Source organism: Streptomyces sp. NPDC086077 (assembly GCF_040686175.1).
Classification (GTDB): domain Bacteria; phylum Actinomycetota; class Actinomycetes; order Streptomycetales; family Streptomycetaceae; genus Streptomyces.
The window spans coordinates 14,450-36,455 of sequence record NZ_JBFBJT010000044.1 but is presented as its reverse complement, the minus strand read 5'-3'; the positions used below and the strand labels follow the sequence as shown (position 1 = coordinate 36,455).

General features: G+C 71.2%; 21 protein-coding genes and 4 pseudogenes. 15 read left to right on the top strand and 10 right to left on the bottom strand.

Going from position 1 to position 22,006, the window contains the following annotated elements:
• Positions 1-11: 11 nt before the first annotated feature.
• On the top strand, positions 12-575 hold the full coding sequence (locus AB0O67_RS15560; RefSeq protein ID WP_365450142.1) for a hypothetical protein: 564 nt from the start codon (positions 12-14) through the stop codon (positions 573-575).
• On the opposite strand, the gene AB0O67_RS15555 is transcribed toward AB0O67_RS15560, so the two are convergent.
• Genes AB0O67_RS15555 through AB0O67_RS15545 form a run of 3 tightly spaced genes read right to left on the bottom strand, consistent with a single transcriptional unit; the run spans position 568 to position 2,103 of the window.
• Complete coding sequence (locus tag AB0O67_RS15555; protein WP_365450140.1) at positions 568-1,083, bottom strand: DUF2165 domain-containing protein; 516 nt, start codon at positions 1,081-1,083, stop codon at positions 568-570. The two genes, AB0O67_RS15560 and AB0O67_RS15555, sit on opposite strands and share 8 nt — an antisense overlap.
• A 34-nt stretch (positions 1,084-1,117) precedes the next feature.
• Complete coding sequence (locus AB0O67_RS15550; protein WP_365450138.1) at positions 1,118-1,294, bottom strand: DUF397 domain-containing protein; 177 nt, start codon at positions 1,292-1,294, stop codon at positions 1,118-1,120.
• Positions 1,291-2,103: a helix-turn-helix transcriptional regulator gene (locus AB0O67_RS15545; protein ID WP_365450136.1), complete on the bottom strand. Its 813-nt coding sequence runs from the start codon at positions 2,101-2,103 to the stop codon at positions 1,291-1,293. The genes AB0O67_RS15550 and AB0O67_RS15545 overlap by 4 nt, the downstream gene beginning before the upstream one ends.
• A 115-nt stretch (positions 2,104-2,218) precedes the next feature.
• Between AB0O67_RS15545 and AB0O67_RS15540 the strand changes: the two genes are divergently transcribed.
• The 7 genes and pseudogenes from AB0O67_RS15540 (at position 2,219) to AB0O67_RS15510 (ending at position 6,311) form a co-directional block, all read left to right on the top strand.
• The gene (locus tag AB0O67_RS15540) at positions 2,219-2,653 is read left to right on the top strand and encodes an ATP-binding protein (protein WP_365450134.1); all 435 of its coding nucleotides are present in this window, start codon (positions 2,219-2,221) and stop codon (positions 2,651-2,653) included.
• A gap of 240 nt (positions 2,654-2,893) precedes the next feature.
• Positions 2,894-3,205 (top strand): annotated as a pseudogene (locus tag AB0O67_RS15535) (helix-turn-helix domain-containing protein); the annotation flags it as partial.
• A 53-nt stretch (positions 3,206-3,258) separates the two neighbouring features.
• A pseudogene (locus AB0O67_RS15530) lies at positions 3,259-3,589 on the top strand (DUF6247 family protein); the annotation flags it as partial.
• A gap of 158 nt (positions 3,590-3,747) precedes the next feature.
• Positions 3,748-4,863 carry an ADP-ribosylglycohydrolase family protein gene (locus tag AB0O67_RS15525; RefSeq protein ID WP_365450132.1) on the top strand — a complete coding sequence of 372 codons (1,116 nt, stop codon included), beginning with the start codon at positions 3,748-3,750 and terminating at the stop codon, positions 4,861-4,863.
• A gap of 99 nt (positions 4,864-4,962) precedes the next feature.
• A complete protein-coding gene (locus AB0O67_RS15520; protein ID WP_365450130.1) occupies positions 4,963-5,394 on the top strand; it encodes a TM2 domain-containing protein in 432 nt (143 codons plus the stop codon).
• Entirely contained in the window at positions 5,387-5,812 is a 426-nt protein-coding gene (locus AB0O67_RS15515; protein ID WP_365450128.1) for a DUF2752 domain-containing protein, read from the top strand. The genes AB0O67_RS15520 and AB0O67_RS15515 overlap by 8 nt, the downstream gene beginning before the upstream one ends.
• A 235-nt stretch (positions 5,813-6,047) precedes the next feature.
• Positions 6,048-6,311, top strand: coding sequence for a TM2 domain-containing protein (locus AB0O67_RS15510; RefSeq protein WP_365450126.1), 264 nt, complete (start codon positions 6,048-6,050; stop codon positions 6,309-6,311).
• Positions 6,312-6,386: 75 nt separating this feature from the next.
• Here AB0O67_RS15510 and AB0O67_RS15505 read toward each other — a convergent pair whose 3' ends face one another.
• Together AB0O67_RS15505 and AB0O67_RS15500 are read right to left on the bottom strand one after the other, a co-directional pair.
• Complete coding sequence (locus tag AB0O67_RS15505) at positions 6,387-7,958, bottom strand: sodium:solute symporter family protein (protein WP_365450124.1); 1,572 nt, start codon at positions 7,956-7,958, stop codon at positions 6,387-6,389.
• Between the two features lie 148 nt (positions 7,959-8,106).
• The gene (locus tag AB0O67_RS15500) at positions 8,107-8,895 is read right to left on the bottom strand and encodes an SDR family oxidoreductase (RefSeq protein WP_365450122.1); all 789 of its coding nucleotides are present in this window, start codon (positions 8,893-8,895) and stop codon (positions 8,107-8,109) included.
• Between the two features lie 76 nt (positions 8,896-8,971).
• Between AB0O67_RS15500 and AB0O67_RS15495 the strand changes: the two genes are divergently transcribed.
• A complete protein-coding gene (locus tag AB0O67_RS15495; protein WP_365450120.1) occupies positions 8,972-9,802 on the top strand; it encodes a hypothetical protein in 831 nt (276 codons plus the stop codon).
• On the opposite strand, the gene AB0O67_RS15490 is transcribed toward AB0O67_RS15495, so the two are convergent.
• Together AB0O67_RS15490 and AB0O67_RS15485 are read right to left on the bottom strand one after the other, a co-directional pair.
• On the bottom strand, positions 9,803-11,692 hold the full coding sequence (locus AB0O67_RS15490; protein ID WP_365450118.1) for an MFS transporter: 1,890 nt from the start codon (positions 11,690-11,692) through the stop codon (positions 9,803-9,805).
• A 205-nt stretch (positions 11,693-11,897) separates the two neighbouring features.
• Complete coding sequence (locus AB0O67_RS15485) at positions 11,898-14,552, bottom strand: D-alanyl-D-alanine carboxypeptidase (protein WP_365450116.1); 2,655 nt, start codon at positions 14,550-14,552, stop codon at positions 11,898-11,900.
• A gap of 234 nt (positions 14,553-14,786) precedes the next feature.
• Here AB0O67_RS15485 and AB0O67_RS15480 point away from each other — a divergent pair, with 234 nt between their 5' ends.
• From AB0O67_RS15480 to AB0O67_RS15470, 3 genes are all read left to right on the top strand, one after another.
• The gene (locus tag AB0O67_RS15480) at positions 14,787-15,536 is read left to right on the top strand and encodes a GPP34 family phosphoprotein (RefSeq protein WP_365450114.1); all 750 of its coding nucleotides are present in this window, start codon (positions 14,787-14,789) and stop codon (positions 15,534-15,536) included.
• 451 nt (positions 15,537-15,987) lie between these two features.
• Positions 15,988-16,845 (top strand): helix-turn-helix transcriptional regulator, encoded by an 858-nt coding sequence (locus AB0O67_RS15475; RefSeq protein ID WP_365450112.1) that lies wholly within the window; start codon positions 15,988-15,990, stop codon positions 16,843-16,845.
• A 190-nt stretch (positions 16,846-17,035) separates the two neighbouring features.
• Entirely contained in the window at positions 17,036-17,227 is a 192-nt protein-coding gene (locus AB0O67_RS15470; protein WP_141311170.1) for a DUF397 domain-containing protein, read from the top strand.
• Between the two features lie 117 nt (positions 17,228-17,344).
• Here the strand turns inward: AB0O67_RS15470 and AB0O67_RS15465 are convergent.
• The 3 genes and pseudogenes from AB0O67_RS15465 to AB0O67_RS15455 all read right to left on the bottom strand — a co-directional run bounded on the left by AB0O67_RS15465 (position 17,345) and on the right by AB0O67_RS15455 (position 19,791).
• Positions 17,345-18,240, bottom strand: a pseudogene (locus AB0O67_RS15465) (MerR family transcriptional regulator).
• A gap of 52 nt (positions 18,241-18,292) precedes the next feature.
• Entirely contained in the window at positions 18,293-18,802 is a 510-nt protein-coding gene (locus AB0O67_RS15460) for a glutathione peroxidase (protein ID WP_365450109.1), read from the bottom strand.
• A complete protein-coding gene (locus tag AB0O67_RS15455) occupies positions 18,799-19,791 on the bottom strand; it encodes a winged helix-turn-helix domain-containing protein (protein WP_365450107.1) in 993 nt (330 codons plus the stop codon). Before AB0O67_RS15455 ends, AB0O67_RS15460 begins: the two co-directional genes overlap by 4 nt.
• A 73-nt stretch (positions 19,792-19,864) precedes the next feature.
• Between AB0O67_RS15455 and AB0O67_RS15450 the strand changes: the two genes are divergently transcribed.
• The 3 genes and pseudogenes from AB0O67_RS15450 to AB0O67_RS15440 form a co-directional block, all read left to right on the top strand.
• Positions 19,865-21,148 carry an MFS transporter gene (locus AB0O67_RS15450; protein ID WP_365450105.1) on the top strand — a complete coding sequence of 428 codons (1,284 nt, stop codon included), beginning with the start codon at positions 19,865-19,867 and terminating at the stop codon, positions 21,146-21,148.
• Entirely contained in the window at positions 21,129-21,428 is a 300-nt protein-coding gene (locus tag AB0O67_RS15445) for a CU044_2847 family protein (RefSeq protein WP_365450103.1), read from the top strand. Before AB0O67_RS15450 ends, AB0O67_RS15445 begins: the two co-directional genes overlap by 20 nt.
• A gap of 5 nt (positions 21,429-21,433) precedes the next feature.
• Positions 21,434-21,997 (top strand): annotated as a pseudogene (locus AB0O67_RS15440) (trypsin-like peptidase domain-containing protein); the annotation flags it as partial.
• Between the last annotated feature and the right edge of the window lie 9 nt (positions 21,998-22,006).

Below are 22,006 nucleotides of genomic sequence, written 5' to 3'. Positions count from 1 at the left end.
GATGCGTGCCCGTGCCTGCCCGACGGCTTCCCTCCTGGGCCTGGGTGTCCGGCCTGACCGTGGGGGCGATCGCGGCGGTCGTCGTGCTGGCCGTGCAGGCCGGGCAGGGGCAGCGCCCCACGGCCGCGGCGACCCGGCCCAGCCCCTCGGCGTCCGTCAGCGCCAAGCCCAAGCCGAGCAAGCCGGCCCCGCCGGTCGTGCCCGACGACTCCGGGACCGGCCGGCGGATCGTCTACGCGCTGGGGGAGCGGCGGGTGTGGCTGGTCGACGCCAGTGACAGCCCCCGCCGCACGTTCACGGTGTGGCCCGGCACGGTCGACCCCGACCCCGGCACGTACACGGTCGGGACCCGGACGGACGCCACCACGGGCTCGGACGGCGTGGAGATCGAGCACATCGTCTACTTCGCCGGGAAGTCCGGTGTCGACATCGCCTTCTCCGCCGCGGTGGACGGCTCCTCGCCCCCGCCGGCCGCGTCCGGCACACAGACCGGCGGTATCCGCATGAAGTCGGCGGACAGCTCGGCGCTGTGGACGTTCGGGACGGCGGGGACGAAGGTCACGGTCGTCAAGTAGTGGGGTCGGCCTGACCGGTGGGCAGGTGGTTCACCAGCAGGACGACACCGCTGACCAGGAAGATCCGGGTCGCCGCGTCCAGCCCGTTCCAGTCCTGCGACTGCCACATCGCGAACCACTCACCGCCGATCGCGAGGAACCCGGCGCCGAACAGCAGCATCACCATCAGCAGCCCGTACGTCGATATCCGCCGGGCCAGCGCCTGGGGGCCGCGCGCCCAGAACCACGTACCCGCGAGGAGGACGAGCGCGGCGACCGTCTCCCACACGATGATCGCGACGTACGCCGCGTCCTGGAGCGCGGTGTCCGTGACGGCCCGCCACATCAGGTCGTCGTCCTTGAACGTGGTGTCCATGGCGAGAACATGCCGGACGAAGTCCTGGTTGGTGCCGAAGTCCGTGATGTTCCCGAAGGCGACGAAGGCGATGTAGAGGGCCAGGGTGCCGGTGAGGACCGTGGCGGCCAGGGGGAGGGTGCGTCTGGTGGTGCCTGAGGTGGTTGTGGACATGCCTATTCTCTACCAGCGTCAGGGCATGCCCAAGCTAACGAGTGCGCTCCACGAAGTCGCTCCAGGCCTGCGGCCCGAAGGTGAGGGGGGTGCGGCGCGGGTCCTTGGAGTCGCGGACGTGGATGGCGGGGTGGGATATGGCGACCTCGACGCAGTCGGAGTCGTCGTTGCCGCTGTAGCTGCTCTTGAACCACTCCAGGGCGGAGGTCATGTCTCTTCTCCCAACACTTTCTCGATGAAGGCCCGTGACTCCCGCGGTGAGAGGGCCTGCGCCCGGATCATTCCATAGCGCATCTCCAGGATCTGTACGTCCCGGGGTTCACTGATCACGCGGCTCAGGAGTTGCCCCTCCGAGTGCCCCAGAGACTTGCCGCTCCGGAGCTTCAGTACCCGCAACGGCCCCATCATGCCCGCGTGATCCTCCCGGTCCGTGGGCATCACTTGGATCTCGACGTGCCGCAACTCCCCCATCTTCAACAGATGTTCGAGTTGTCGCCGGAGCACCATTCTGCCCCCGATCGGCCGCCGCAGCGTCACCTCTTCCTGGACAAAGGTGAGGAGCGGTAGAGGTGTCCGCTCGAAGATGCACTGCCGAGCCATGCGGGCGGCCACGTGGCGTTCGATCTCATCCTCCGTGAAGGCAGGTTGCCGCATCGCGTACAGGGCACGTGCGTACTCCGGGGTTTGCAGCAGCCCGTGCATGTTGAGGCCGGCGTAGGCTCCCAGCTCGACGGCCTCCTCCTCCAGCTTCCCCAAGTCCCTGGCGTTCTTCGGGTACCGAGCCTTCTCCACGTCCTCCTTCATCACGGACAGCTTGCCGCCCGCCCCAAGCACCTCATCGGCCTTGTCCAGGAAGTCGGGCTTGGGAATCCGCCGCGCCCGCTCCACGGACGAGACCATTTCCTCCCCGTACCCGATCGCGGCCCCGAACTCCGCCTGCCTCATCCCGGCGGCCTCGCGCCACACCTTGATCTGCCGGCCGACCGCCCTGAGAACGGCCGCGGCCTCCTCGTCCTCCACGCGTCTTCCCCTCCCTCTGTACGAGCCGTACGACCCCGCTCAGCGTCCGGACAGTCACGGAACGTACCGAGGCCGTTGCTGTTCAGAGTAGGAGCGGATGACCACGCTGGGTGACATGAGCCAGAAATTCCCCCCGCAAGTCGTCAGCCTCACCCAGCACTTCACGGTCCTGTTGTCCGCCACCCGCAGGGGCGCACGCCTCGCCCGCCTGCTGACGGAGCGGCAACTGGAGGAGTGGGGCACGTACTTGGACGGCTCCGCTGACGTCGTCGCCGAGCTGGCCGCGAACGCCGTGACGCACGGTCGGGTCCTGGGCCGCGACTTCAGGCTGGCGCTGAGGCTGTACGAGGACGGCACCCTGCGCGTCGAGGTGACCGACGCCCGGGGTGACCGGCTCCCGCACATCCAGGAAGCGGGCGCGGAGTGCGCGGAGTCGGGACGGGGCCTCCTGATCGTCGCGGCGTACGCGGACCGCTGGGGCGTCGACCAGGCACCGGCCGGCGGCAAGACCGTATGGGCCGAAATGGCCCCGGATCGAGGTGACCTGTGACCCGGTCGGGCCCGACGCCAAAGACAAAGAACCAGGGAAAGAACCCACCCCGCCCCACCCAGCCCGTCATCAACCGCACCACTGGTCACCTGTTCGGGTGATCACCTCCAGTTCGACTGGTGGCGCGCCGAGTTGGTCGGGCACCGTCGACTTCACCAGACCCCGCACAACGAATCGGCCCCCGCCGGGACTGCCATCCCGAACGAGGGCCTGATCACCCAGGAAGAAGAGACCTTCCCGATGACTGAGAAGCACCTTAGCGCGCACGCGCGCCCCCGATCCGTCCGTTCCCACCTCGGAGTCGCCCACGTGGAAGCACGCCACGACGAGGAGTTCACCGTCATCGGAAATCATCTGGCCCAGCACCCCGACCTCTCGCTGACGGCGATCGGTCTGGCCACCCACATCCAGTCGCTGCCGGACGGAGCCCTGGTCGGCATCAAGGTCCTGGCGGCCAAGTTCCCCGAGGGCGAGACGCGGATCGCCTCGGCACTGCGGGAGCTGGAGAAGCACGGGTACCTGTCGCGCACCAAGGAGCGCCTGCCGTCGGGCTCCCGGGCCGCTGCCGCGACTGCCGCCACCCCGCTCGAGAGGCGGCGTAGGAGATGCCGGTAACCGGTCCGCCGATTCCCCTGCCGAGCTGACCCCGGACGCGCTGCGGCGCGCGGTCGCCCGCATTGCCCCGAGCCGGCTTCCCGCCCTCACGCAGCACCTTTCCGAGGCCACGACCAACGCGCCCAGCAGACCCGGAGCCTGGCGCCTCTGCGCGCGTTCGTGCACTCCTGGGCGGTGTTCGTCGCGATGGAACGCCATCCGGTGCGGGCTGAGCGCCTGCGGGAGCTGGAGCGACTCGTGGAGACCGGAGACCGGGACCCGTCCGAGGCGATCGCCGGGATCAGGGTGATCCGCGATGCGGCGGAGGCCGAGGCAGGGCTGTGCTCGCAGCCGCAATGTGACGCGGTACGGCTCATAAGCGACCGATCACGACCACGTCCAGCAGATCCCGCACACCGATCCGCCCCCTGAACGGACCGTTCCCCGTCGAATACAGTGCTGAGCTGTCGTACGTACGGACGGTGCCCTGGGGAGGTCTGGTGGATGCGACAGCGGGCGCCGTGTGGGGTCGTGCCGAGCAGCAGGACTTCCGTAGCCGGGTGCGCGGGACGCTGCTCGGTGCCGCCGTGGGGGACGCGCTGGGCGCGCCCGTCGACGGGCTGGACATCGACGGCATCCGGGCGGCGCACGGCCCGGAGGGCGTCGTGGACCTCGCCCCGGCCTACGGCAGACGCGGCGCCGTCACCCACCTCACGCAGCTCGCCCTCTTCTCCGTCGACGGGCTGATCCGCGCCCAGGTCCGCCGCGACACCGGCGCCTGGCACCCGCCGACCGACCTGCACCGGGCGTACCTGCGCTGGGCCGCCACCCAGCGCGACTGGGGCCCGGACGAGCGCCGCAAGGACGACGGATGGCTGGCCCGCGAGGAGTGGCTGTACGTCCGCCGGGACCCCGCGCGCACCCTGCTGCTCGGACTCGCCGACGAGATCATGGGCACGCTGGAGGCACCCAAGAACCCCGGCGAGACCGGCCCCGAGGCCGCCGCCCGCTCCGCGCCCTTCGGGTTGCTCGTAGGGTGGGAGCCGCAACTCGTCGTCCAGCTCGCCGTGGAGTGTGCCGCCCAGACCCACGGTCACCCCACCGCCTACCTCGCGGCGGGCGCGTACGCAGTCATCGTGCACACCCTGGCGCGCGGCGAGAGCCTCGACGGCGCCGTGCAGCGGGCGCTGGCGCTGCTCGCCGCCCGGCCCGGCCACCAGCCGGTTTCCGCCGCCCTCCAGCAGGCGCTGGGCGCCGTACGGCAGGGCATCCCGACCCCGGACCGCGTCGCCGACCTGGCCGGTGACGGCACCGCCGACCGGCTTGTCTCCGCCGCCGTCTACTGCGCCCTGGTGGGCGAGGACGTACGCCACGGCCTGCGCCTCGCCGCCAACCACGACGGCCCCTCCGCCGCCACCGCCTCCCTCACCGGCGGCCTCCTCGGCGCCCTGCACGGCGAGACCGCCCTGCCCCCGGCCTGGCTGGCCGAGCTGGAGGGCCGCGCCACGATCCTCGAACTCGCCGACGACTTCGCCATGGAAATGACCCAGGGCCCGGCCCTCCACACCCCGGCCACCGCTTCCCCGGCCTGGCTGGCCCGCTATCCGAGGTCCTGACCTGCGGGCGCGGCTTTCCTCCCGGCGGTTCACTCCTGCAAGATGACCTTCGTTCATCTCACTTGCCTTTCATGCGATCACCAACGGGAGAATCCTCACGTGTCCGAACAGCCGCAGCAGCCGTCTCAGCCGCCTCAGCCGCCTCAGCCCCCGCCGTCCGGGTACGGCTACCCCGGCTCGGGCCCCTACCCGGGCGGCCAGCCCGGCCCGTACGGCTACCCCCACCAGTACCAGCAGCAGCCGGGCTATGCCGGCCCGGTCCCGCCCGGCACCTACACCGGTGACCCCAACGCGCCCTACGGCTACGACCCTTACGGACGCCCGTACTCCGACAAGTCGAAGATCGTCGCGGGCGTGCTCCAGTTCGTCCTGGGCTGCTTCGGTGTCGGACGCTTCTACACAGGCCATGTGGGCATGGCTCTGGGCCAGTTGTTCACCTGCGGCGGGCTCGGCATCTGGGCGCTGATCGACGCGATCCTCCTGCTGACCGGGGACCACACCGATGCGCAAGGACGCGTCCTGCGTGGCTGAGACGGTCCGTCCGCCCCGCCGCGGCCCGGTTCTTCGGCTCCTGCCGAGACATCCGGCCACGGCGCCGCTCGCCGTGCTCGCCGCCGGGGCGGCCGGATCCGTCCACCTCTACGGCACCGACCCGCACCGGGCGGGGCAACTCCTGCCGCGGTGCCCGTTCCACTTCGTCACGGGGCTGCTCTGCCCCGCCTGCGGCGGCACCCGCATGGTGTACGACCTGATGCACGGCCGGCTCGACGCCGCCTGGCTGGACAACCGGGCGTTGCTGCTCGCCTCGCCCTTCGCGCTCGCGCTGCTGGGCTGCTGGATCCGCGAGGGGCTGCGCGGCCGGCACTGGCGGCCCCGCATCGGCCGGCGGACCCAGGCGCTGATCCTCACCGCCGCCGTGGTCTGGACGGTCGCCCGCAACGTCTGCTGACAACCCGCCCGATGGTCTTGATCACGGAACAGGCACAATCACTTCCCGCCACTCCCTTCGGCCTCGGTCGTCTCCATATGCTCCTGGTCATCGGGGGGACGGCCGGGCGTGACGAGGTCATGTGCGGGCGTATTCAGGACACGGCCGCAGGATGCGGACCTGGTCGGTGACGGCTGCCTCCTGCTGCCGGAACTCCCCGTTCCGGCCCTTCGCGTACTTCTCAGGAGCAGTTCACATGACCGTCCCCACCGCCGACGCCCCGTACGGTGTCGACCCGCTCGGCCGCCCGTACTCGGACAAGTCCAAGATCGTCGCGGGCATCCTCCAGATCTTCCTCGGCACCCTCGGCATCGGCCGCTTCTACGTCGGCTCCGTCGGCGTGGGTGTGGCGCAGCTGCTCACCTGCGGTGGCCTGGGCTTCTGGGCGCTGATCGACGGCATCCTGTTCCTCACCAGCAAGGACCGCACCGACAAGCAGGGCCGCGTGCTGCGCGGCTGACGCCGGCCGGCAGGCGGCGCAGGGCCCCGCTTCCCGGAGGAGCGGGGCCCTGCGCCGTATCCGTGTGACGTGTGCTCAGCTAGTCCTTGACCCCGCGCCGAGGCCGTCCTCCACGCCGCCGCCCTGCGCCGGCACCGTCGCCGCCGCGCTGTCGTCGTCCGTGTTGATCTTCTCGATGACCGCCAGCCGGTCCGGTGTGTCCTCCGGCTTCAGGTAGCCGATGAGGATGTACAGGACCAGCGACACCGCCAGCGGGATCGACACCTGGTACTGGAGCGGCACCCCGCCCTCGACGCTCCAGTTGATCGGGTAGTTGACCAGCCAGAAGGCCAGCAGCCCCGCCGCCCAGCTGGTGAGCGCCGCCGTCGGGCCGGAGCGGCGGAACGGGCGCAGCAGGCCGAGCATCATCGGGATGGCGATCGGTCCCATCAGACCGGCCACCCACTTGATGACCACCGTGATGATGTCCTTGAACGTCGGCGAGTTCACCTGCGTCGCCACCGCCATGGACAGCGCGAGGAACACCACGGTCGTCAGCCGCGCGCTGATCAGCCCGGACCGCTCCGACCAGGTGCGTGCCTTCGCCGACAGCACCGGTGCGACGTCCCGGGTGAAGACGGCGGCGATCGCGTTCGCGTCCGAGGAGCACATGGCCATCGTGTGGGAGAAGAAGCCGACGATGACCAGACCCAACAGGCCGTGCGGCAGGAGCTGTTCGGTCATCAGGGCGTACGAGTCGGAGCCGTCCGGCTTCTGCGCGTCGACCAGCAGCGGCGACATCCACATGGGGAAGAACAGCACCAGCGGCCACACCAGCCACAGCACCGCCGACAGCCGTGCCGACCGCTCGGCCTCCTTGGCGTTGGGGGTCGCCATGTAGCGCTGGGCCTGGTTGAGCATGCCGCCGTTGTACTCGAACAGCTTGATGAACAGGAACGCCAGCAGGAACACCGTGCCGTACGGCCCCACCAGCGGCTTCTCGTGGCCGGCCAGCTCCGGCCGGTCCCAGACGCCGAAGAAGCCGCCGTAGTCGCCGAGTTTCACCACGACCGCGACGAACATCGCGACGCCGGCGAGGAGCTGGATCACGAACTGCCCCAGCTCGGTCAGCGCGTCGGCCCACAGCCCGCCGATCGTGCAGTAGATGCCGGTGACGACACCGGTGATGAGGATGCCCTGGTTCAGGGAGACGCCGGTGAAGACCGACAACAGGGTGGCGATCGCGGCCCACTTGGCGCCCACGTCCACGATCTTCAGCAGGATCCCGGACCAGGCCAGGGCCTGCTGCGTCTTCAGGTCGTAACGGTTCTTCAGGTACTCCAGCGGGGAGGCCACATGGAGTCTGGAGCGCAGCCGGTTGATCCGGGGCGCGAACAGCTTCGACCCGATGGCGATGCCCAGCGCGATGGGGAAGGACCACGTCACGAACGACGTGACCCCGTACGTGTAGGCGATCCCCGCGTACCCGGTGAACATCACCGCGCTGTATCCCGACATGTGGTGCGAGATACCGGACAGCCACCACGGCATCTTGCCGCCGGCGGTGAAGAAGTCGCTGACGTTGTCGACGCGTTTGTGCGACCACACGCCGATCGCGACCATCACGCCGAAGTAGCCGATGAGCACGGCCCAGTCGAGACTGTTCATGTGTCAACCTTCCGGGATCCGCCTGGTGAACGGCCCGCTCATCCTGGGTGCGTCGACGCGAGCACGACAAGCAAGTGGAAGGTCAAGAGCAAGCAAAAAAGTTCTGCACGATGACCTGAGTTCATCTACTTGAACACTGGTGAAGAGGTCAGCGCATCAGCTCCCCCGCGTTGACCAGCAACGACTGCCTCGTGACGGCCCGCGCCCGGTCCGACGCCAGGAACGCCACAGCGTCCGCCACGTCCCCGTCCGTGGCCAGCTCCGGCAACGCCATCCGGTCCGCCAGGCGCGCCAGCACCTCCTCCTCCGGCACCCCCTCGGTGTGCGCCGTGAACCGCACGTACGCCTGCACCGGCGGGCCCCACATCCAGCCCGGGAGCACGGTGTTGACCCGGATCCGGTGCGGACCCAGCTCCCGTGCCAGCGAGTACATCGCGCTGGTCAGCGCCCCCTTCGACGCCGCGTACGCCGCCTGCCGCACCTGCGACGGGGCCGCCACCGCCGACTGCGTACCGATGAACACCACCGACCCCCCGCCGCGCTCCCTCATTCCCGGCAGGCACGCCCGCGTCATCCGCAGCGAGCCCAGCAGGTTCACGTCGAGCACCGCGAGCCAGGTGGCGAAGTCGGCGTCCTGGAGCCCGCCGAAGCAGCTGTCCCAGGCGGCGACGTGGACCACCGCGTCGATCCCCCCGAACCGCTCCCGCGCCAGCCCGGCCAGCGCCGCGCACCGCCCCTCGTCGGTGATGTCCGTCGCGCGGTACGCGGTGTGCGCGCCGTCCGGATCGATCGCGGCGGCGCTCTTGGCGAGGTTCTCCTCGGTCCGCGCGCCCAGCACCGCGTTCCCGCCGTCCCGGACCACGGCGGCCGCGACCTGGTGGCCGAGTCCGGCTCCGACGCCCGAGACGACGACCGTCTTTCCGGAGAGCAGCGACATGGGGGCCTCCCTGGGTCTGGCACGTCATCTGACGGAGCGTCAGAGTATGGGGGAGCACAGGAGGAGGGAAGGTTCGATGTCCGAGGAGACCCGCAGCGACCTCTACGCCGGGCTGGCCGCCGTCGGCCCCTACGGCGTCCACCCAGGCCACGCCCTGATCACCATGGTCGAGCCGCACCCGGGCCACGAGTACGCCTACAACCGCTGGTACGAGGAAGACCACTACTACGCCGGCGCGATGGCCATGCCCTGGATGTACGCCGGCCGCCGCTGGGTCGCCACCCGTGACCTGCAACTCCTGCGCCACCCCGAGAAGTCGGCGATCGCCCAGCCCGTCACCGTCGGCTGCTACCTCTCCACGTACTGGATCACCGAGGGCCGCCACGCCGACCACATGCGGTGGACCGTCGCGATCAACAAGCGCCTCAACCGCGACGCCCGCGTCCACCACGCCCGCACCCACGTCTTCACCGCGTTCCAGGACCACGAGGCGACCGTCTACCGCGACGGCGCCGCCGGGCCCCGCGACTTCCACGCCCTCGACCACCCCTACGCGGGACTCGTCCTCCAGGTCGTCGACGCAGAGTCGCCGCAGCGCCGCGCCGCCCTGCTGGAGTGGCTGCGCGACCGCCACCTCCCCAGGCGGCTCAGGAACTCCCCGGCCGCCCTGGTGACCGTCTTCCGCCCGGTGCCGCTGCCCGGCGACCGCATGACCTACGTCAAGCAGGTCGAGGGCGTCGACACCCGGCTGACCCTGCTGTGGTTCCTGGAGGCGGATCCGAGGGACTGCTGGGAGGAGCACTTCAGCGACCTCGACGTACCCCGCGAACTGGGCCGTACGGAGCTGGTCGCCCCCTTCATCCCCACCGTGCCGGGAACGGACCGGTACGTCGACCGGCTCCGCTGATCACCTGAGCTCCTCCGGGCACGACGTTCCCCGCGGCAGTTCGTAGGGCGACGCCAGCCGGTACGTCCCCGCGCGCGGTGCGACCAGCACCGTCCACTTGTCGCCCTCGGCGTCCTCCTCGGTCTCCATCAGACAGCCGTTCACGTTGCGGTACGTCTTCGGTGTGCCCTCGGGCCGGTCCTTGGAGGCCTCCGTCTCCTGCGGCGCCTGAACCCCCTCGCCCTTCGCGTCGACCAGCTTCAGCCACGGCGAGTACGGCACCCGTATCAGCACCCGGCCCGGCTGTTCCACCCGCAGCGTCATCTCGCCCTGCTCGGCCCGCTCGACGGTGGCCGGCGGATCGGCGAGCGGGGTCGGGTCGGTCACCTCGAACAGTTGCCAGTTCGCGTCCCCCCAGATCTGCGTCAGATACGGCAGCCCGCGCTGCACCAGCTGCCGCTCGCGCTCACCGCCGTCCCCGTCCGGCTCGTCCTTGGGCAGTACGACGTAGTGCACGGCCCAGCGCTTGAGCCACTCGTGGTAGTTGGCCGAGTTGAGGGTGTCGTCGTAGAAGAGCGGATTGCGCTCCATGTCCGCCTGCCGGTTCCAGCCCCGGGCGAGGTTGACGTACGGGGCGAGCGCGGAGGCCTCGCGGTGGGAGCGGGCCGGGACCACCTCGACGCGGCCCTTCCCGGCGGCGACCTCCTGGAGCTCGTTGACCAGCGGGGCCAGCTCACGCGCCCAGGACGCCCGCGGCGTCGTATGGACCACGTCGTCGACCGACTTGTAGCCGATCCAGACGACGAACCCGGTGAAGGCCACCGCGATCGCGTACCACTTGCGCGAGCGCGGCACCGCGAACGGGAGCGCGGCCAGCAGCGCCACCCCCGCGAACAGCATCGACAGCCGCGTGATGTTCGACCCGATCTGCGAGCTGATCAGCCACACCAGCAGCACCGACAGGCCGTACACGGCCGAGGTGATGCGGACCGTCGTCCAGTCGCGCGGGACCAGCAGGAAGACGAGCACCGCGTAGACCACGGGCAGCAGGGTCGACCCGAAGGACATCGGCTGGGTGCCGGAGAACGGGAACGCCCAGGCCGACACCGCCACCACCGCGGCGGGCGCCAGCCCCAGCGCCCACGCGCCCGGCCGCCGCTTCTGCAGGAACAGCGCGACCGCGACCAGCCCCACGAACAACCCCGCGACCGGCGAGGACATAGTGGCGAGGGCGGCGAGCGGCGCCGCGCACAGGGCCTTGGCCCACCGTTTGTGACGCCAGCGGTACGGCCAGCAGAACACCACCGCGACCGCGCCCAGCGCGAACAGCGTGCCGAGTCCGAACGTCACCCGCCCCGACGCCGCGTTGCACAGCAGCCCGAACACCCCCGCGAGCCCGGCCCACAGTGGCTGCCGCACCACCCGGCTGCGCATCAGGATCAGCGTCAGCAGCCCCGCGGAGAGCGTCCCCGCGATCATCATCGTCGTCCGCACCCCGAGCAGCGACATCAGGTACGGCGAGACCACGCTGTACGAGACCGGGTGCATCCCGCCGTACCAGGCGAGGTTGTACGCCGAGTCCGGGTGCCGGCCGACGAACTCGGCCCAGGCGTCCTGCGCCGCGAGGTCCCCTCCACTGTTCGCGAAGGTGAAGAACCAGGTGACGTGGAGCACTCCCGCGACGGCGGTGGTGAGGAGGACGGGATGCCGTGCCAGCCGCTTCAGCCGCTCACGCAGGGCCATGCCGGGCGGCGCGTCCGGCGCGTCGGGCTCGCGAGGGGAGTCCGGTTCGCGTGCTTCGCGCGGTTCGCGCGGCGATCCGCCGGGCGGCCGGGCGGGCACGCGTATTCGCGGACCGGCTCCCTGGTCCGGACCGGTGTCGTCGGTGCGTGTCGGCTCCGCAGTGGCCACCTGTGGCGCTCCCCGTGTCCCGTCTTCTGCTCTCCCCCGCATACCCCGTTTCCCGGCCGTTCCCGGCCCTGTGACGAGGCGTTCCCGCTCCCGTCCCGTACGCGGGTACCCTGTCCCGTTTCGTGACGCTAGCACGCACCCCGCCGACGGGCGCCCGGGGAGGGCTCTGTCGACGGGGTGCGAGGGGTGGTGAAGCGCTGCCCGGTCAGGCGACGCGGGTCAGCTTGTCCAGGAAGGCCGGTTCGGCGAGGTCCGACTGGAGGGCCACCGGCACGTCGACCGCGCCGCCGCTGCCGTCGCCCACGGTGAGCGTGCCCACCTTGGTCCCGGTCTTCGCGGTGTGCGGTACGTCGTCCGCGGTGAACGACAGCTCCACCTTGTGACCTGCCCAGCCGACCGCGGTGACGTCCTGCGTGACGACGACCGGCGTCCGGCCGCCGAGCCGGTCGTCGACGTACCCGACGACGTCGCCCTTCTTGAGGATCTTCGCCGAGGCCAGGGCTTCCTGGGCGCCGAGCATCGCGGTCCTGCTGACGGCGTTCACCGTGTCGATGATCGGCGCGGTGTGCTGGCCGAGGATCGCGCCGACCACCGTGACCGTCTCGCCGCCGACCTCCTTGGTGGCGGCGAACAGCAGGTTGCCGCCGGCCGCGCTGGTGGTGCCGGTCTTGATGCCGATGGCGCCGTCGTAGGGCACGAGGGTGTTCCAGTTGCGCCACTTCTGACCGGACGGGTCGACCCACTCAGGGAGCTTGGTGATCTCCACCAGGGCCGGGATCCGCACCAGTTCGTTGCCGAGCTTCACCTGGTCCGCGGCTGTCGAGACGGTGGTCTCCTTCAGCCCGGACGGGTCGGTGTACGTCGTGTCGGTCATGCCGAGTTCCTTGGCGGTGTCGTTCATCTTCTTGACGAACGCCTCCTCGGAACCGGAGTCCCAACGCGCCACGAGCCGCGCGATGTTGTTGGCGGACGGGATCATGATGGCCGAGAGGGCCTGCCTCTCGGTGAGCTTGTCGCCCTTCTTGACCGTGTTCAGCGTGGACTCGTTGCCCTGCTGGTCGTACCCGCCCTCCTTCTCGGCCGTCGCGTCGACCTCGATCTCCGGTCCCTCCTGGCCGGCCTTCAGCGGGTGCTCCTTGAGGATGACGTACGCCGTCATGGCCTTGGCGACCGAGCCGATGGCGACGGGCTTCTGCTCGCCGAAGCCACCCATCGTGCCGATGCCGGCGACGTCCATCGCGCCCTGACCCTCGCTCGGCCACGGCAGGGCGACGTCGTCGCCCTCGAAGCTGTACGACTCCTTGGCCGTGAGCTCCAGCGTCGGCGCAGGCAGCGGCCGGACCGCCTGCGCGATCGCAAACGCGACCACCAACAACAGGACCAGCGGTGTCCAGATCTTGACCCGCCGCGCGGCCGTCCGCAGCGGAGTCTGCGGCGGCGGCGGAGTGTTGGTCAGCTCGGCCAGCAGGTCCAGCGGCGGCTTCGGCGGCAACGGCTGCTGCGTCGTCCGCTCCGGCCCGACCTGCGGTACGAAGGCGGTCTCGTCGGCGGGGGCCTTGGGCCTGTCCGAGGGGACCCTGGGCAGCGCCGTCGTCGCGTCGGCGGCAGGCGGGGGCTTGCGCGTCGACGGGTCGTCCAGCGGCTTGAGCGCGACGAACTTGCTGGTCCGCTCGGCCTCCGACTCGGACTTCGGAGCGGGCTTCTTGGCATCCCCCAGCTTCAGCGTGGTCGTCGGCTGATCGACGGCGGGCTTCACGGCCCGGAACACGGCGGTGGGCTGGTCCACGGGCGGTGCGTCGGCCTTGGGAGCGTCGGCGGGGGAGGACTTGGCGCCGACGCGACCGTCCTTGGCGTCGGGCGCGGCAGCGGGGGTCCGCTCGGCGCCGCCGCGGTCGCCCTCGGCGTCGGGCCGGGCGTCGGCACGGGAGTCGCCGGGCGCGCTCTTGGAGTCGCCCTTGGCGCGGGGCGTGGAGCCGGGCCCCGCCTCGGTGCGGGGGCCGCTCTCGGCGGTGCCCTTGGCGGCGAGCCCCGGGTCGCCCTTCGCCTCGTCCTGGGAGCCGCCCCGGGGGTCCTGGACGGCACCGGCCGTCTCCTTGGCGTCAGCCTCGGAGTCGCCGTGCTCGCCCATGCCCTCGGCGTCGGGCGTGGTGTCGCCCTTCGCGTCGTCCCGGGCGCCGTCGGCGGCGTCGTGCGCGTCCGTGGCGCCGCCCGGAGCGTCGTGGGGCGCGTCGTCGGTGCCCTCCGGGCTGCCGTGCGGCGCGTCCTCGGCGTCGTCCGAGGTGCCGCGTCGTGCGTCCTGGGAGTCGCCCTCGGCGTCCTCCCGGGCGTCCTGGGCGCCGTCGTTCGCGCCCTTGGCGTCCGCCTGGGCGCTGCGCCGCGCCTCCTCGGCGTCGGCGTGCGTGTCCTCCGCCGCGCCCTCGGTGCCGTCGTCCCCGGCCTTCCCGGCAGAGGCGTCGGCGGAGCCCTCCTCGCCCGGGCCGGAGGTCACCCAGGCCGCCACAGCCGCCCTCAGCCGCTCGTCGCCCGAGTCGCCCGAGCCTGCGTCGCCCTCGGCCCCCTCGCGCTCCTCACGGCCCGCGCGCTCCTCGGAGGCCGCATCCCGGGAAGGCGTTTCGGAAGCCGCCTCCCCGGCAGCTCCCTGTGCCGCCTCCTCGGACCGCTCCTTGACCGAGAGCACCCGCGTCGCCGTGTCCGGGCGCCCGTTCTCGGACTCCCGCGCCACGGCGAGCCGTGGGTCACGGGCGGTGGCGCCGCTCCTCGCCTCGGGAACCGGACTCGCGCTCCCCGACGTCGGTTCTGCCGACGACTCGCGCTGCTTCGAACTGTCGGGGGACTCGCCCGCCACCGATGCCTCCTCCATGCGCCGCACGCCTCCGTGCGCGTACCGAACCGTGAACCGCCGTCCGGACGACCGCCCCCACAGCACTGCCCGAAGCGCTGTCCGAACCATGTACCAGTGTCCTGTGTGCGGACCTGACCAACGCTGAAGACGAGAACGACATACCTACTGGTTCCCTTACAAACAGGTCACGCGCCCTCGACAGACCAATGTGAGAGGGGTCACCCTGTCATTCATCCACGCGGGGAGGCATGGATGGGCAGGAGCCGCAGAACACTTCCGGAAGAGCTTCTGCTGCTGGCGCTGGACCCGGCCACGGGTACCACTGCACAGCCGCAGTCGCTCGACCTCGGTCTGGCCGGAGCACAGCTAGTGGAGCTGGCGCTGGCCGGACGGATAGCCCCGGACGGGGATCGTATCGCCGTGGTGGTACCACGGCCGACAGGAGATCCGACACTGGATTGCGCGTTGGAGTTGCTGCGCAGACGCGGCGCCCCCGTACGGGCGGTCCACTGGATCGGCGGGCCACGATTGGGGCTTCGCCAGACCTACCTCTCGCATCTGGAGCGGTGCGGCATGGTGCACGCCGTGGCCGGACAGATGTGCGGAGTGTTGCCGACGACTCGTTACCAGGCGACGGACAACGCCATCAGCCGGGAGATCAGGGCCCGGCTGGATTCAGCGATCCGCACCGGCGTACCGCCGGACCCGCGGACCGCGGCGCTCGCCGCGCTGGCCCACGCGGTCGGTCTCGGCAAGCACCTGTATCCGGGCAACGAGGGACGCTCGTCCCGCTCCCGGCTGCGGGACCTGATCAGGCACGACCCGATGGGCGGCCTCGTGGCACACGCCGTGATGGACGTTCAGAACGGCGTGGCGGCACAGCCCCGTCGCAGCCCGGCCCCGGCCGGCCGTCAGGCCGCCCCCGGAGCCAGGCCGGAACCGGTCCGGGGTGTCCCGGCGCAGCCGCACCACGGCACGATGGCACGCGCCGTGGCCCACTGAGCCGCAGTCCCACGGCAGCGCACCAGCACGCCGTACCACCGAGCACCACCACGCAGCATCAGGCGTCACCACGCAGCACCAGGCAACACACCAGGCATCACCACGCAGCACCAGGCAACACACCAGGCATCACCACGCACCGTCAGCGCCGCAGTCGAGTCCCCAAGACCCGTTCCGGGAGCCGCAGCGGTCCGCGCGGGGCGGTGGGAGCCGTCGTCGGGACGACGCACGGCCCCGGCCGCCCCGCGCGTCCGTGTGCCCGCGCGACGGCCGGTCCGCGCGCCCGCGCCTCCAGGGACTTCGCGTAACCCTCGTACGAACTGGCGTCCCGCCGCGTTCCCGCCGCATATCCGCTGTTTCCCAGCGGTAAGCAGGACCTTGGTGGCAGTCTGCTCAACAGCAGATACGCATAGTGGCAAGTTCGAGGCACGCAGCCGGAGGTGCACGTCCCGTGGCGTCCAATGTCAATCCCACCGTCAGGCGACGCCGGCTGGGCCAGGAGCTGCGCCGGCTCCGCGAGCTCAAGGGCATGACGGCCGAGGAGGTCGCCGAGCGGCTGCTGGTGTCCCAGTCGAAGATCAGCCGGCTGGAGAACGGCCGGCGCAGCATCAGCCAGCGCGACGTCCGCGACCTGTGCGGTGTCTACGAGGTGGAGGACCACCGGATCGTCGACTCGCTGATGCAGATGGCCAAGGACTCGCGCCAACAGGGCTGGTGGCACTCCTTCGGCGACATCCCCTACAGCGTCTACATCGGCCTGGAGACCGACGCGGCGAGCCTTCGGGTGTACGACCCGCAGGTAGTGCCCGGCCTGCTCCAGACCCGCCAGTACGCCGAGGCGCTGATCCAGGGCGCCCTGCCGGAGGCGACGCCGACCGACATCGACAAACGCGTGCAGGTGCGACTGCGCCGGCAGGAACGTATTGCCGCTGCCGAGAACCCGTTGCGGCTGTGGGCGGTGCTGGACGAGGCGGCCGTACGCCGCGAGGTGGGCAACAAGCAGGTGATGATCGACCAGCTGGAGCATCTGCTGGAGATGTCCCAGCTGCCGCACGTCACCGTGCAGTTGATCCCGTTCCAGATGGGCGCGCACCCCGGCGTGAGCGGGCAGTACGCGATCCTGGAGTTCCCGGACGCCGCGGACTCCAGCGTGGTCTACATCGAGGGTGTCACCAGTGACCTCTACCTGGAGAAGCCGCTCGACGTGCAGAAGTACAGCGTGATGTACGAGCACTTGCGGGCACAGGCCCTCAATGTGGACCAAACCCGGGAATTCCTCTCGGATGTGGCGAAGAGCTACGCCCGCTGAACCCTCTGGGACGCGGGCGCGGAAAGATACACCGTTGCCCGGCCAATGCGGAAGACCCCACTGGAATATGCCAGCCGGTCGAGTGAATAGTCGCTCCGTCCGCCGATGTTGGCGAGTAGCGTCGATCACGCCATCGAGCAAGAACGTTGGCGCAATCACAGCAACTCAGCAACTGCTTACCGGAGCGAAAATGGCAATCAAGCAGGGCGCGACGGACACGTGGGTCAAGTCCTCGTACTCCCAGGGCAACGGCGCCTGCGTCGAGATCAAGTCCCCTGTCCTGTCCGCAATCTCCGTCCGGGACTCCAAGGTGACCGAGGGCCCCGTCCTCGCGTTCCCCGCGACCGCGTGGAGCGTCTTCGTGGCCTCTGTCAAGGCGTAAGGAGAGAACGTCCCTGACGCCTCCCGACGACAACTGCACAGCAGGATCACAAGAGCCCTCTCGACCAGTTCGCCGTCCTAGCCGAGAGGGCTCGGTCCTGCCCCGGGGCGCTTCCCGTCACCGCACGTCCGACGCCTCCCCGACGGGGAACGCCACGTCACACACCGGGTCCTCGGCCCCGGCCGCGCCCCAGTCCGCGAAGTACACCTCCCGGCAGGGCCCGTCGTACGACAGCCCCTTCTCCCTCATCCACTCCTCCACCGCCTCGAACGCGGCCAGGATCTGCGGATGTGCCACCTGCGCCTTGGTGATCCGGGTGTACGCCAGCCGCCGCGCCGGCTCCACCCGCACCGCTGCCTGACGGGCCCGCCCGGCGGCCTCGGCCCACGCCCGCGCCGCCGCCTCGTCGGCGACCGGCACGCACGCCTCGACCGGCCCGTCGCTGTCCATCGACACCTCGGAGTGATAGACGACGAACGGCGCCGCGACCACGCCGCCGCACTCCCGGGCCGCCTCCTCCAACCGCCCCAGCGACGCTCCGATCCAGGCCGGCAGCTCAGGCGCCAGCGTGTGCCGGGACTCGGTGATCACCACCTGCTGCGGCACGTCGACCGTCTCGACCACGAACTTTCCGTACATCTCGGAGCTCCTCCCCGACAACCGTCCACGGAGGTACTCGGCGAGCGTCCGCTGCCCCGCCACCCGCGCCTCGACGTCCGCCCAGTACGCGGTGAGCCGGTCGGCGGCCTGTACACCCTCGGCCTCGACCACCTCGGCGATCCGGGCCAGCGGCATGTCCAGTCGGCGCAGCAGGGCCACCAGCCGGGCGCGTTCCACCTGCCCGGCGCGGTAGTAGCGGTAGCCGCTGGCCCCGTCGACGTACGCCGGGCCAGCAGCCCCATGCGGTCGTACAGCCGCAGGGCCTTGGCCGACAGCCGGGCCCGCGCCGCGAACGCGCCGATGGTGAGCAGTTCCTCGTCCTGGGAGTCGGTCACCACGTCATCCTCCGTCACCGGGCGCCTGCCGCCCGGTGACAGGAGACTGATGTCTGCCCCAGGGGCAGGGTCAACCCGCGAGCTGGGCCTCGACGGCCGCCACCAGCTCGGCCGCCTCCGGCTCGGTCTGCGGCGAGAACCGCGCGACGACCCGGCCGTCCCGCCCGACCAGGAACTTCTCGAAGTTCCAGCGGATGTCGCCGCTGTGGCCCCCGCTGTCGGCGAAGCCGGTCAGCCGCTCGTACAGCGGGTGCCGGCCCTCCCCGTTCACCTCGACCTTCTCGGTCATCGGGAAGGTCACGCCGTACGTCGCCGAGCAGAACTCGGCGATCTCCGCGGAGGTGCCGGGCTCCTGCCCCATGAACTGGTTGCAGGGCACGCCGACCACGGTGAACCCACGGTCCGCGTAGCGCTCGTGCAGCCGCTCCAGCCCGGCGTACTGCGGGGTCAGCCCGCACTTGGAGGCCACGTTCACGATGAGCACGGTCTGACCCAGGTACTGCTTGAGGTCGGCGGAGCCGCCCTGGAGGGCGTCGATGTCGACGTCGAGAACCGATACGTGTGCGTCATTGGTCGTCATGGTGCGGATGCTACGTGCTGCCCCGCGGACCTGATGAGCACCTCTCCCGCCGCTGTCCGGGAGTACAGCACCGAGCGTCCCGCCCGGTGCCGCGCCACCAGGCCCGCGTCCAGCAGCACCCGCAGATGCCGGCCCGCCGACCCCAGCCGCTGCCCGGTCACGGCGACCACCTGGGTCGTGCTCATCGGCGCCTCCAGCAGCACCAGCACCTCGGCGCGCGCCCGCCCGAGCAGCGCGCCGAGACCGGCGGGCACGGGTGGCCGGCTCCGTTCGCCGGCGAGCACGCCCGCACACGGGTAGACGACGGCGTACCGCTCCCGCCGCGGCTCCTCCCACGACACCCACCCGGTCTGCGGTGTGACGGGCACGAAGAGCAGCTCCGCGCCCGAGAGCTCCCGCGGCGGATACTCGTGCAGATTGACCTGCAGCCGGCTCTCCCCGAGCCACCGCGTCCGCCCCGGCCGCAACGCGTCCAGCACGGCCGCCCAGCCACCGCGGCTGACCTGCGCGGTCCGCGCGACCACATCGGCCTCCAGCACCCGCCGCCGGCGCTCCCAGTACGGCAGTACGCCCTCCTGCCAGACCCACTCGACGAGCCGCGCGGCCCGATCGGCGAGATCGTCCCGCTCCAGCTCGGCGGGGAGCGGGCAGCCCAGGGACGTCCGCAGATGCCCGCGCACGGCCCCGGGCGGCGCCGCCCGCACCCGCGCGACCGCTTCCGCGAAGCTCTCCCCGTCCCACGGCGTCGGCGTCAGGAAGTCGGCGATCCAGTGCCGGCCGAGCCCGGCGCGGACCAGCAGCGCGGTCACGGGATCGGCCGCGAGCCGGGCCCGGTACGCCGGGAGGTGCGCGCGCAGCCAGGCCTGCTCGCCGGGATGCGCACCGGCACCGGCGTGCAGCAGCTTGAGGCTCGCGAAGGTCTCGGCGTAGGGGGAGAGGACGAAGCGGCTACGGGCGAGCGTGTCGGCACTGACCTGCCACCACCCCACGGCCCCGCCCCCGTCCTTTCGCGTGTGCGCGAAACAATAACGACCGGGCGGCGGGCGCCAGCAGACTCCGCCCATGCGCAGCTACCGCCATCTGTTCCGCACACCGGAGTTCACCCCGCTCTTCCTCGCCTCCTCCGCCCATACCGCGGGCCAGACGATCGGCGGCCTGGCCCTCGGCACGCTGGTGTACGAGGCGACGCGCTCGCCGCTGCTGGCGGCGGTGAGCATGTTCGGTCCGTCGCTGGCGCAGGTGCTGGGTGCGACGCTGTTCCTGTCCTGGGCGGACGGTCTGCCACCGAGGCGCGCCCTGACGGCCGTACCGCTGGCCTTCGCGACGGGCACGGCGCTCCTCGCGCTCCCCGGCCTGCCGATCTGGTCCGTCCTCCTCGTCGTCCTCGCGCAAGGACTGATCGCGTCGCTGGGCGGGGGAGTGCGATGGGGCCTGCTGACCGAGATCCTGACCAAGGACGGCTATCTGCTGGGCCGTTCGATGTTCAACATGATGAGCGGCGTCATGCAGATCACCGGTTACGCGACGGGCGGCGCCCTTCTGGTGCTCCTCGGCTCGGCACGCGTGACGCTTCTCCTCGCGGCGCTGCTGTTCCTGTCGGCGGCGGCCGTGGCACGCCTGGGCCTCACGCCCCGCCCCCCGCGCACGGCCGCCCGCCCTTCGGTCGCGGCGACCCGGCGCACCAACGCCCTCCTGTGGTCCTCCGCCCCGCGCCGGCGCCTCTACCTCGCCCTCTGGGTCCCCAACGGCCTGATCGTGGGCTGCGAGTCGCTGTACGTGTCGTACGCCCCCCGGGCCGCCGGCCCCCTCTTCGCCTGCGCGGCGCTGGGCATGCTGGTGGGCGACGTCCTGATCGGCCGCGTCGTACCCCCGGCCCACCGGCAGCGCCTCGGCATCCCGCTCCTCCTGCTCCTGGCGACCCCGTACGCCGTCTTCTTCGTCGGCCCGGGGCCGGTGCTGTCCGGGGCGCTGGTGGCGGTCGCGTCGGTGGGCTTCGGGGCAAGCCTCGTACAACAGGAACGCCTGGTGGCCGAGACCCCGGAGGAACTGGTCGGACACGCCCTGGGCCTGCACTCCGCCGGGATGCTCACGATGCAGGGGATGAGTGCGGCGGTGGCGGGGGCGGTGGCTCAGGTGACGTCGCCGGGGGTGGGGATGTCGGTGATGGCGGGGGTCTCGGTGGTGGTTACGGGGTGGGTGGGGTGGGGGATGTGGGGGGAACGGAACTCCACCAACTCCGGGGCGGAGCCGTACCAGATGCCTCAAAATGGGTATCGCCCTGTCAGGGCCGAACGCGCGGGGGGTTGCGGTGGCGGAACTTGTCGAGATGACTGTTGCCGACGGTGAGGGCAACGCCGTCTTCGAGGTCGAGACCGATCTGGCTGGATCGGACCTCGACCTGGCGGCTGACGACGGCGTGGTGCGACGCGCGGAGACCTCGCTGCGCGAGGCGCTGGCGCGGGTCAGGCCCGCTCTGGCGCAGGTCTCGCAGACGGTCAGAGCGCTCGAACCGGACGAGACCGAGATCCAGTTCGGCCTCAAGATCAGCGGTGAGAGCGGAGTGATCATCGCCAAGGGGACGGCCGAGGTGAACTTCGCCGTTCGGGTGGTCTGGAAGCGGACCTGACGGCCATGCAGGTGCAGCGGGAAGGATTCATCGTCAAGATCCGGTCCCGGGCCTCGGACACTCCCGTCGGAGTCGGATTCGTCGTCGGTGGACGGCACATCGTCACCTGCGCCCATGTCGTCAATGCGGCGCTCGGCGCGGACAAACGCTGCCAGGAACGGCCACCCGACGACGCGCGGGTCCAGGTCGAGTTCGTCCTGCTGGGCGACGGCGAGGGTGCGCCGCTGCGCGCGTGCCGGGTGGTGGCCTGGGACCCGCCGCCGGGGCTCAACGGCACCGGGCGCGATGTGGCCGGGCTGGTCGTGGCCGGTGACACACTCCCGGCGAAGGCCGGGGCGGCCCGTCTGGTGGACGCGACGGGCGGCCTGGTCAGCGATACGTCGGTCGCGGTGTTCGGCTTCGCGGGCACGCCACCGAGGAAGGCCAACGGCGCCTGGAGCACCTGCGTCCTACGGGGGGCCGTGGGCGGCGGGCTCATCCAGCTGGACGCGCGCACCGAGTCCGCCCTGCGCGCGCAACCCGGCTACAGCGGAGCCCCGGTCGTCACGACGGACCGCTGGGGCGACTCGGTCGTGGGG